Consider the following 10,943-nt stretch of genomic DNA (forward strand, 5'->3'; position numbering starts at 1 on the left):
CCTCTTTCGTCCGGGACTGGTCGTGCGGGTCATGCCGTGGGGACCGGGCACAGCTGCCCGTCGATGAAGTCGGCGAGCTGACGCACCGTCGGGTGATCGAAGGTGACCGAGGCGGCGAGCGGCACCCCGAACGTCCGCTCGAGGCCGGACTTGAGGTTCTGGGCCATCAGCGAGTCCAGGCCGAACGACACGAACTCGGTCGACTCGTCCAGCTCGTCGTCGGCGGCCATCTCCAGGACGACGACGACCCTGTCCCGGACCACCTGGGTGATGAGGGCCCTGCGCTCCGGTGCGGGGAGGGCGCCGAGCGAGGCGGCGTCGAAGCCGTCGTCGGCGGCGGCGTCCTGCCGCGCGAGGCGGTCGTAGAACTGGTCGCCGGTGGCGCTGCCGGCCACGTACCGGTCCCAGTCGAACTCGCCGACCACCCGCTGGGTGCGCGGACGGCCGCCCCACAGCCGGGCCAGGGTGTCCAGGGCCCGGGTCGGCGAGAAGAAGCGGACGCCGCTGCGTTCGATCTCGCGGCTGAGGTGCTCCTCCAGGCGCGCGGACATGCCGACCCTCGCCCAGGCGCCCCAGTTGACGGAGAGTCCGGGCAGTCCCTGGCGGGTGCGCCACTCGGCGAGGCTGTCGAGCCCGGCGCTGGCCGCCGCGTAGTGGCCCTGGGTGGCGCCGCCGAGGACGGAGGCGATCGACGAGTACGTCACGAAGAACTCCAGCTCCGGGAAGGAGTCCCGCGCGGCCTCGTGCAGCAGCCAGCCGCCGTACGCCTTCGCGGCGAGCTGGGCGTCGATGGACTCCCAGGTCAGTTCGGCGATCAGCTTCTTGTCGTAGGACCCCGCCGCGTGGACCAGGCCGCCGACCGGGTAGGGGCCCGCCGCCAGCTCGTCCACCAGCGCGCGCACACCCTCGGGGAGGCTCACATCGGCCCTGACGAGGGCGAGTTCGGCGCTCTCGGCGAGCTCCTCCAGTACCGGGGCCGCCTCATCGGTGGGCCGTCCGCCGCGGCTGACCAGGGTCAGATGACGTGCCCCCAGGGCCACCAGCTTCCGGGCCGTGACGAGGCCCAGCCCGCCGAGTCCGCCGGTGACGACGTAGGTGCGGTCGGGACGGACCGCGGCGTCGGTGACCGCCTCACCGTCCGCCGGGGGCGCGGCCTCCTCGGCCCGGGTGCCCGGCAGGTCCAGCCACACCTCGGCGGCCGGGTCGGTCAGGGCGGTGCGCAGGGCCTCGCCCGTCTCGTCCAGGCGGAAGCGCCGGCTCATGTCGTGCGGGCCGGAGCTCGGCGCGAGCACGACCGACGCGGACGGGACGGTGAGCGTGGAGCGCAGGGTCCCCTGGTGGCGCACGAGGACCTCGTCGCCCTCGGCGAACCCGGCCCCCTCGCCCACGGCGCGCACGACGCCGGTGGCGCCGGTGCCCAGCACGGGCGGCGCTTCCTCCTCCTCGCGCTCGGCGCGGCCGGTGTCCAGCGCGGTCCGGGCGTCCTGGTCGGTGAGGGCGACGGCACGGACGTCGATCTGCACCTCGTCGGCGTCCGGCGCACGGTCCGCGGCGGGGGCCAGGGCCAGGTCGGACAGGTCGCCGGAGTCGGGGGCGCGCAGCTCGTAGCCGCCGCTCCAGGTGAGCGTCGCGTCCCCGGCGAGCAGCCGCCGGACGTAGCGCCTGCCGGGTCGGTGGGCGACCTGGTACTCGCCCGGGATCCCGGCCGTCCACTCCGTGAGCAGCGGTTCGAGGTCGCTGCCGGGGGCGAGGTCGACGAGGGTGGCGCGGTACTGCGGGTACTCGGTGAGCAGCACCCGGCCGAATCCCCAGAGGGTCGCCGCGGCGAGGTGCCCGCCGTCGCCGGCCGGGTCGCCGGGGAGCGCCTGGGCGGCCTCGGTCACCAGCCACAGCCGGGGCGGCCGCTGCTGCCCGGCGGCGTCCATCGCGGTGATCAGGGAGAGCAGTTCGCGGTAGTTGTCCTCGCACTCGGCGCGCAGCCGAGCGGCGGACATGGCTTCCGGCCGCTGCCTCCAGACCCAGCAGACGTCGGTGACGCTCGCGTCGGCGAGGGCCGCCTTGAGGTCGGTGGCGTCGGACGGCGTCGTGACCCGCAGGCCGGACCGCCCGGCCGGTGCCGCGGCGCGGCCGGCGGCCCGGTCGAGCAGCAGCAGGTGGCGGTCGCCTTCGGGGGCGGCCTGGGCCGGCAGGGCCCTGCGCACCCACTCGGGCCGGTGCAGGAACTGGCGGCGGCCCACGCGGCCCTCGGGCCGGGCCAGGCGGACTCCGAGGAGTTCGGTGACCGGCTCGCCGTTCTCCAGGAGGAGGATGTCGGCGACCCGGCGGTCCTGGTCGCCGTGGACGCGGGCGAGGACGCGGAGCCGCTCCCCGCGGGGCTTGCGGAAGTGCCGTACGGAGGCGATCTCGCGGGCCTCGAACACCGGGCCCTCGGGGTCCAGGACGACGGCGGCCTGCACCGCGGCCTCCAGGAGCTCGGCCGGCACGTGCTCGACCGCGGTGGCGTCGCGGCCGGTGAGCTCGCCGGTGACGAGGCCGTCCCGGTGCCGGGCGGCGCTGAGCAGCAGGCGCATGCGCGGGCCGTGCGGGCGGCCGACGGAGGCGAGGTCGGTGTAGATGTCCTCGTCGTCGATGCGCGCGCCGGCGGGCGTCAGCCCGGCGTCCAGCTCGGCCAGTTCGGAGACCGGCACGACCGGCTCGCGTCCCGGGGCGATCGTGGCGCAGGCGTGGAGGTGCTGCTCGCCCCCGACGAGGGTGAAGACCTCCACGTCGGCGCCGCCGCCGGCCCGCGGGCTCCACCGGGACGTCAGGACCGTGGCGGTCTCGGCGTCCGTGTGCAGGGGCGCGAGGAACCGCAGGTCGCGGACGGCGGCCCGGGTGTGTCCCGCGACCGCGTCCTGGAGCGCCAGGAACAGGTCGACGTACGCGCCGGTGGGCAGGGTCGTGCGCTCGCCGTCGCCCAGGTCGCTCAGCGCGCCGAGGTCCTCGGAGGTGAACTCGGCGGTGAACTCCCGCACCCCGCTGGCGAACCGTTCCTCCGTGCCGAGCAGCAGATGGCGGGCGCTCGCGCCGGCCGCGCCGGTGCGCCGGGGTCCGGTGGAGGGCAGCCAGAACCGCTTGCGCTGGAAGGGGTAGGTCGGCAGGGACGTCTTCACGGCGGCGGGGCGGTCCGCGTGGTAGTCGGCCCAGGAGACCGTCAGGCCCGCGGCGTAGTACCCGGCGAGGGCGTCCAGGGTGGTGCCGGCGGAGCTGTCGCGGCGGCGCAGGCTGGCGAGCCACGCGTGGTCGTCGGCGTTCAGGCAGCGCCTGGCGAGGGCGGTCAGGGCGGCCTGCGGTCCGATCTCGATCAGGGCGTGGCGGCCGCGCTGGGCGACCGCCCGGATGCCGTCCAGGAAGCGCACGGGTTCGCCGATGTGCCGCACCCAGTAGTCGACGGTGCCGACCTCCCTCAGACGGGCCGGGCGGCCGGTGACGTTGGAGATCAGCGTGATGGTCGGCTCGTGGAAGGTGATGCCGTCGAGCGCGGCCCGGAAGTCGTCGTAGACCTCGGCCATCAGGGGCGAGTGGAAGGCGTGCGAGACGGCCAGCAGGTCGACGCGGGTGCCCTGCTCCCGGAGCAGGGCGGTGATCTCGTCGAGGGCGGCGGTGCCGCCGGAGACCACGCACTGGTCCGGGGCGTTCACCGCCGCGAGGGCCAGGTCCGGGTGGCCGGCGAGGAGGGGCTCGACGTCCTCCGCGGGCGCGGCGACGGCGGCCATGCCGCCCGGGGTGCTCACCGCCTGCATCAGCCGCGCGCGGGCGGCGACCAGGGCCACGGCGTCCGGCAGGTCGAAGAGGCCGGCCACGGCCGCGGCCACGACCTCCCCGATGCTGTGACCGATGAGCGCGTTGGGCCGCACGCCCCACGACATCCACAGCTTGGCGAGCGCGTACTCCAGGGTGAACAGGGCGGGCTGGGTGTACTCGGTGCGGTCGATCGCCGCCGGATCGTCCGCGGTGCCGAGCACCAGTTCGGCCACGGAGCGGCCCAGATGGGGGGCGAACAGCCCGTCGCACAGGTCGACGTGCTCGCGGAAGACCGGGAAGCGTGCGTAGAGCGCGGCTCCCATGCCCGCGTACTGCGAGCCCTGGCCGCTGAACATGAACGCCGTCCTGCGGATGCCGGTGGGCCCCTCGTGCTTCTCCTCGGCGGCCTTGTCCAGCAGGCGCACCAGGGCCGCGCGGTCGGCGACCCGGCCCGCGACGCGGTGGGGGTGATGGGTGCGGGCGACGTTGGCGGTGTAGCAGAGCGCGTCCAGGTCCGCGTCGGGCCGCTCGTCCAGCAGCTGCCGGTAGCCGGCGATCTGGGCGCTCAGGGCGGCGGCGCTCTTGGCGGACAGGGTGAAGAGGGAATCCGCGGACGCGGGCGGCTCCACCGGTGCCTGCCCGGCGGGGGCCGGCGCCTCTTCCAGGACCGCCGCACCGATCGTGCCCGCGAAGCCGAAGCTGTTGACGACCGCGCGCCGGACCTCGGCCTTCCAGGGCTCGCACGCGGTGGGCACGCGCACCGGGTAGAGGTCCCAGGGGATGCGTCCGGACGGGGTGTCGAAGTTGAGGTGCGGGTAGACGGTCCCCGCCCGCATCTGGAGCACCGTCTTGATGACGCCGACGATGCCGGCCGCCGGCTCCATGTGGCCCAGGTTGGTCTTCACCGAGCCGACGAGCACGGGTTCGCCCTTGGTGTGCGAGTCGAGGAAGACGTCGCCGATGGCGCCGAACTCGATGGGGTCGCCGAGCGGGGTGCCGGTGCCGTGCGCCTCGACGTACTGGATGTCCGCGGGAGTCAGGTGTCCGGCGGCGAGGGCGGTGCGGATGACCTTCTCCTGCGCCGGGCCGTTGGGCACGGTCAGGCCCGCGCTGTCGCCGTCCTGGCCGACGGCGGTGCCCCGCACCAGCGCGAGGACGGTGTCGCCGTCCCGGGTCGCGTCGCTCAGGCGCTTGAGCACGACCACACCGCAGCCCTCGGCGCGGGCGTAGCCGTCGGCGGCCTCGTCGAAGGTCTTGCACTGCCCGTCGGGGGCCAGCATCTGCGCGTGGGAGAACATCACCGAGGTGCGCGGGTGGTGGAGTGCGTTGACACCGCCGCACAGCGCGATGTCGGTCTCGCCGGCGCGCAGGCCCTGCACGGCGAGGTGGAGGGCGACCAGCGAGGAGGAGCACGCCGTGTCGATGCTCATGCTCGGGCCGCGCCAGCCCAGGAAGTACGACAGCCTGCCCGACAGCGGGAACATCGTGATGCCGGAGGCGAGGTTGCCCTCCAGCTCCTCGAACGGCACGGAGTCGAGTTCCATCGAGTAGTCGATGGAGCTGGCGCCGATGTAGACGCCGCCGTTGCCGCGGCGCAGCGGCGTCGGGTCGATGTTGGCGTGCTCCAGGGCCTGCCAGGCCGTCTCCAGCAGCATGCGCTGCTGGGGGTCCATGTACTGGGCTTCCTTGGGCGAGATGTTGAAGAAGGAGGCGTCGAACAGGTCGACCCGGTCGAGGAAGCCGCCGGCCGTGGTGTGGATCTTCCCCTTGTCCTCCGGCGACTCGGGGGTGAACGCGGACACGTCCCACCGGTCGCCGGGTATGGGACCTATCCCGCTGCGCCCCTCGCGCAGGAAGGCGTCGAACTCGTCGGGTGAGCCGCTGCCGCCGGGGAATCGCAGCCCGATTCCGACGATCGCGATCGGCTCGGGCGCCTGCGCCGGCGGCCGGTTCGTCTCTTCCGTGGCGGATTCCGTACGCGGCATGGAACGACTCCTTGGGTCCTGGTCGGTCAGCGGGTGGCAGGGGCGGACAGGGCGTCGGCCAGGTGATCAACGAGGTGGCTGACCGTCGGTTCGTTGAACAGCACGTTCACGTTGATGGAGAGATCGAGGAGTTGCTCCAGGCTCTGACGTATCTCGGTCAGCCGCAGCGAGGTGAGGCCGAGATCGAAATAGCTGATGTCGACGGGCAATTCCTCGGTGTCGTCCATCAGGAGAACGTTCTTGAGCTTTCCGACGACGAGTGTCTCTATCTCGTCGGCGAGTTCGGTCCGCGGCAATTCGCGCAGCCGCTGGGGCAGGGTGATCTCGGCAGGTGGCATGAGCGTCATGCAAGCAGCGGCGGCTGACACCGCACTGACGGCCCCGACGGGCCCGTGGCTGGATCAGTCGGGTGTCAGCGACGAGTCAGAAACGGCTGCCACGATCGTGCTGCTTCGAACATCAATTCCCGAATCCCCCGCACGTTCAGGCAATGCCCCGCACCGGCAGACCGACGACCAGACACATTCCGTTTTCCGGAAAGGCTGATGATGCTTCGCGAAGCTGCGCAGGAGGAGAGTGCTCCGGCACCTTCCGGATTGAAGAGTTACGACCTCTACATCGCCGGCAAGGACGTCGCCGGGGACGGCTGGGTCTACACCGTCAGCGGGCGGTCTCTGCTGGAGGACGTCTTCACCAGTGTGAGCCTCAAGCGCTCCCTGGAGCAGGACCCGGAGTCCGAGGCGGCCCAGCACCCCTACGTCGTGGGCCGCTGCGCCATCGCCGACGACGACGCCATCGACCTCGCCACGCAGGCCGCCGCGACCGCCGCCGCCGACTGGGCGGCCGTGCCGCTGGAGCGGCGGATGCAGCTCGGCACCCGCTTCCGCGAGGAACTGATCAAGCACCAGGACGAGTTCCTGGAGATGCTCGTCGCCGAGTCGCACCCGGTGAAGCTGGCCCGGTGGGAGCTGAGCTGCCTCCTGCAGATCTACTCCCCCGGCAGCCTGCGCTGGTACCACAAGCAGATGCGGGTCGAGAAGGAGTACGCGGGCCGCAAGCTGATCCTGCAGCGCCAGCCGGACGGCGTGGTCGCCTTCAATCCCCCGCAGAACGCCCCGCTGCCCAGCGCCGCCCTGTGCGTACTGGCCCTGATGGCCGGCAACAGCGTGGTGGTCAGGGCGCCGCGCAGCATCGCGCTGAGCACCATGTGGCTGCTGCGCGACATCGTGGCCCCGCTGCTGGAGGAGCTCGACGCGCCTCCCGGCGTGCTCAACGCGGTCTGCAGCAACCCCAAGCAGACGATGGACCGCTGGATCGCCGATCCCCTGATCAACGACATCTTCTACATCGGCGGCAGCCAGGAGGGCCTGCGCTTCGAGCAGCGGTGCGTGGCCCACGGGAAGAAGCCGATCCTCGAACTGGCCGGCAACGACGGCATCGTGGTGTGGAAGGACGCCGACATCACGTGGGCCGCCGAAGCCATCACCGAGTCGTTCTTCGGCTCGGGGCAGATCTGCATGGTGCCCAACTACGTGCTGGCGCACCCCGACATCGCCGAGGCGCTCATCGCCGAGGTGCGCGAGCAGGTCAAGGGCATCCGGCCCGGACTGCCGGAGGAGGAGGACGTCCTCCTCTCACCGGTCCGCCGCAGCGAGCGGTTCTTCCGGCTGCTGCGGCAGGCCCTGGACAACGGCGCGTCCCTGGTCACCGGCGGCCACCGCACCGAGGTGGACGGCACTCCGTCGGAGACCGGCGTCTTCCTGCAGCCCACGGTGCTCCGGGTCGACGGCCTGGACCGGGCCCGCACCTTCGACGTGGTGCGCGAGGAGACGTTCTTCCCGCTCATCCCGATCGTGGTGGCCGAACGCGACAACGACGACGCGCTGCTGGAGTCCTTCCTCCGCTTCGTCAACGCCAACTCCTACGGGCTGCGCAACTCGCTGTGGTCGCGCTCCGACCACGTCATCGAGACCTTCGTCCGCCGTGTCGTCAACGGCGGTCTGCTGAAGGTCAACGACTCCCACATCGGCTTCCTGCCCTACCTGCCCAGCCACGGCGGCACCGGCCGCACCGGCGGAGCCTTCGGCGAGGCCAACTACCCGATGCTCAAGACCTCGCACGTCCAGGGAGTCAGCATCGCCCACGACGTCAGCCCCTACGACGCGGTCTTCGGCGCCTGAGCGCGCCGCCATTCGCCATCCGGAGGTTTCCCCGTGCGTTCCCTCGACACTGCTCGGGCCGTCTGCGAGCGCTTCCACCCCGGTCTGCTCAAGGAGATCGAGCAGATCCCCCATGCCGACCGCGAAAGGCCCGGCAGCCCCGTCATCGACCTGTTCCGCATCCACGGCGGGGTCGGCCTGCTGATACCCGAGGAGTACAGCGGCCACGGGGCCGCGCCGCTGGACGCGCTGCGCGTCCAGCTGGCGCTCGGCGCCGTGTCCCCCTCGCTCGTCGCGGCCGTCTCCATGCACCACTTCACCGCGGCGATGCTCTTCTCCCTCGCCGGCAAGGACGGACGGCTCACCGCCGCGCAGACCGAACTGCTCCGGCGGATCGTGCCCGACCAGCAGGTGATGGCCTCCGGCTGGGCCGAGGGCCGCACCGAGCAGAACATCCTCACGCCCGCCGTCACGGCCCGGCCCGTCGAAGGCGGATACCTGCTCTCCGGCGCCAAGAAGCCGTGCAGCCTCTCCCGTTCGATGCGCCTGCTCACCGCGAGCATCGCCATCCACCACGACGACGGCACCGCCGAGCTCGCGCTCGCCCTGGTGCCGGCCGACGCCCCGGGCCTGTCCGTGCACCCCTTCTGGGGCAACGAGCTGCTCGCCGGCGCGGAGAGCGACGAGGTGCGGCTGGTGGACGTGTTCGTGCCGGCGGACATGGTCGTGCGCGCCGGGGCGGACGACCCGCACCGGCTGGACGACCTCCAGACGGCCGGCTTCGTCTGGTTCGAGATGCTGATCTCCGCCGGGTACGCGGGCGGCACCGCCGCCCTCGTCGAGCAGGTGCTGGACCGTGAGCGCGGCAGCATCCAGGAGCGGGCCGCCCTCGCCGTCGAGATGGACTCCGTCCTGCAACTCCTGGAAGGCGTCGCGCGGACGATCGGCCCCGAGACGGACGACGAGTCGGTCGCCCGGGTCCTCGTCGCCCGCTACACCGTGCAGAAGGCGCTGCCGAGGATCGCCGGGCAGGCGCTGGAGCTGCTCGGCGGGCTGGACTTCATCCGCGACTCCGTCCACGGCCGGACCGCCGCCGCCGTGCACGCCCTCGCCTTCCACCCGCCGGGCCGCGGCGCCGCCGCCGAACCGCTGCTGCGCTACTTCGACGGCGGCCCGCTGGTCCTGAGCTGAGCCACCGCACCGCCGACAGCGCCCCCACCGACTTGGAGTGTGAGAGATCCGTGACCGTCATCCAGGAAGCACCCGCCGAGACCGAGGCGGAGATCCTCGGCCTCTACCGGGCCCATCTCAGCAAGGGCAGGGCCACACTCGCCGAGCTGTTCGGCAGCCACATGGAGACGGCGTCCGAGGGCGCCTGGCTCACCACCAGCGACGGTGAGCGCTTCCTCAACGCGGGCGGGTACGGCGTCTTCATCATGGGCGCACGCCACCCGATCGTGATGGAGGAGGTGGAGCGCCAGCTCCGCACCCACCCCACCGCGACGCGCATCCTGCTGGAGCCCACCGTGGCCCGCGCCGCCGAGGCGCTCGTGTCCGTCATGCCCGAGGGCCTGGACCGCGTGCACTTCGCCCTGTCGGGGGCCGAGGCGGTGGAGACGGGCCTGAAGCTCGCCCGGGCCGGCGGCCGCAAGCGGACCGTCTCGATGCGCGGCGGGTACCACGGCAAGACGCTGGGCGCGCTGTCCGCGACCGCGAAGGACGTCTACCAGGCGCCCTTCCGTCCGCTGGTCCCCGACTTCCTGCACCTCCCCTTCGGCGACACCGACGCGCTGGAGGCGGAGCTGAAGGCCCATCCGGGCGAGGTCTGCGTCATCCTCGAACCCGTCCAGGGCGAGGGCGGTGTGATCATTCCGCCGGCGGGCTACCTCAAGCGGGTGGAGGAACTGGTCCGCGAGTACGACGGCTTCCTGATCCTCGACGAGGTGCAGTCCGGCTTCGGGCGGCTCGGCGAGTGGTGGGGCGCCGACATCGAGGGCGTGGTTCCCGACGTGCTCCTCACCGGCAAGGCGCTGGGCGGCGGCGTGCTGCCGGTCTCGGCGGCCGTGGCCACCCGCAAGGCCTTCCGCCCGTTCGACAAGGACCCCTACGTCCACACCGCGACCTTCTCCGGACAGCCGGTCCTGATGGCGGCCGTCCAGGGCGCGATCCGGGCCATCAAGGAGGAGCGCCTGGTCACCCGGGCCATGGACCTGGGTGCGCGGCTGCTGCCGAGGATCTCGGAGATCGCCTACCGCAACATCCCCGAACTCGTCGTCGACGTGCGCGGCCGCGGGCTGCTCATCGGTGTCGAGCTCGTCGAGGCCGGGCTGGCCGGCGAGCTGCTGATCGAGCTGTTCAACCACGGCGTCGTCGCCAACCACTCCATGAACGGCAGCTCGGTGGTGCGCTTCACCCCGCCCGCCGTGATGAGCGACGTCGACGTGGAGTTCCTCCTGAACTCCTTCGACCTGGCCACCCGCGACCTCGTGCGGGGCGCGGCCACGATGCCGGAAGGCGGCAACTGATCATGCGTCACGTAGAGCTGGAAGCGCTGGTCCCCTCGGAGCAGGCCAGGACGGTCTTCGACTCCGTACTGCGCTGGGAGAAGTACCCCGACCTGGCGCCCCATGTGAAGGCGACCACCGTGCACGCCACCTACCCGGACGAGAACTCCAGTTCCAGCTGGGAGCTGCACTTCCGCAGCGGCCTGCTGCGCTGGACCGAGGACGACACCTTCCTGCCCGAGCTGGGCGAGATCCGCTTCGAGCAGTCCGACGGCGACTTCGACTCCTTCACGGGCACCTGGTCCGTGACGCAGTCGGGCGACGACGTGGCGGTCCGCTTCGACGCCGACTTCGACTTCGGCATCCCCAGCCTGGAGGGCATCCTCGACCCGATCGCCGAGCGGGTCATCAAGGAGACCGTGGCCTGGGCCCTGACCGGCCTGTTCCCCGCCGTCCGCATCTCCGGCGCCGTCGACCTCACCGAGCCCGCCGCCCTCGGCGCCTAGCACGCC

General features: G+C 72.3%; 6 protein-coding genes. 4 read left to right on the forward strand and 2 right to left on the reverse strand.

Features of this window, described 5'->3' with window-relative positions; genetic code table 11:
• Positions 1–29: 29 nt before the first annotated feature.
• Positions 30–5,768 (reverse strand): type I polyketide synthase, encoded by a 5,739-nt coding sequence (locus JE024_RS07815; protein ID WP_205372908.1) that lies wholly within the window; start codon positions 5,766–5,768, stop codon positions 30–32.
• Between the two features lie 26 nt (positions 5,769–5,794).
• A complete protein-coding gene (locus JE024_RS07820; protein ID WP_244882678.1) occupies positions 5,795–6,115 on the reverse strand; it encodes an acyl carrier protein in 321 nt (106 codons plus the stop codon).
• Positions 6,116–6,316: 201 nt separating this feature from the next.
• On the opposite strand from JE024_RS07820, the gene JE024_RS07825 reads away from it, so the two are divergent.
• Genes JE024_RS07825 through JE024_RS07840 form a run of 4 tightly spaced genes read left to right on the forward strand, consistent with a single transcriptional unit; the run spans position 6,317 to position 10,937 of the window.
• Positions 6,317–7,948, forward strand: coding sequence for an aldehyde dehydrogenase family protein (locus JE024_RS07825; RefSeq protein ID WP_205376434.1), 1,632 nt, complete (start codon positions 6,317–6,319; stop codon positions 7,946–7,948).
• Between the two features lie 33 nt (positions 7,949–7,981).
• Positions 7,982–9,118 carry an acyl-CoA dehydrogenase family protein gene (locus JE024_RS07830; protein WP_205372909.1) on the forward strand — a complete coding sequence of 379 codons (1,137 nt, stop codon included), beginning with the start codon at positions 7,982–7,984 and terminating at the stop codon, positions 9,116–9,118.
• A 50-nt stretch (positions 9,119–9,168) separates the two neighbouring features.
• Positions 9,169–10,452, forward strand: coding sequence for an aspartate aminotransferase family protein (locus tag JE024_RS07835; RefSeq protein ID WP_205372910.1), 1,284 nt, complete (start codon positions 9,169–9,171; stop codon positions 10,450–10,452).
• Between the two features lie 2 nt (positions 10,453–10,454).
• The gene (locus JE024_RS07840; protein WP_205372911.1) at positions 10,455–10,937 is read left to right on the forward strand and encodes a type II toxin-antitoxin system RatA family toxin; all 483 of its coding nucleotides are present in this window, start codon (positions 10,455–10,457) and stop codon (positions 10,935–10,937) included.
• The last annotated feature ends 6 nt before the right edge of the window (positions 10,938–10,943 follow it).

Origin of the sequence: Streptomyces zhihengii (assembly GCF_016919245.1) — a bacterium.
Classification (GTDB): domain Bacteria; phylum Actinomycetota; class Actinomycetes; order Streptomycetales; family Streptomycetaceae; genus Streptomyces; species Streptomyces zhihengii.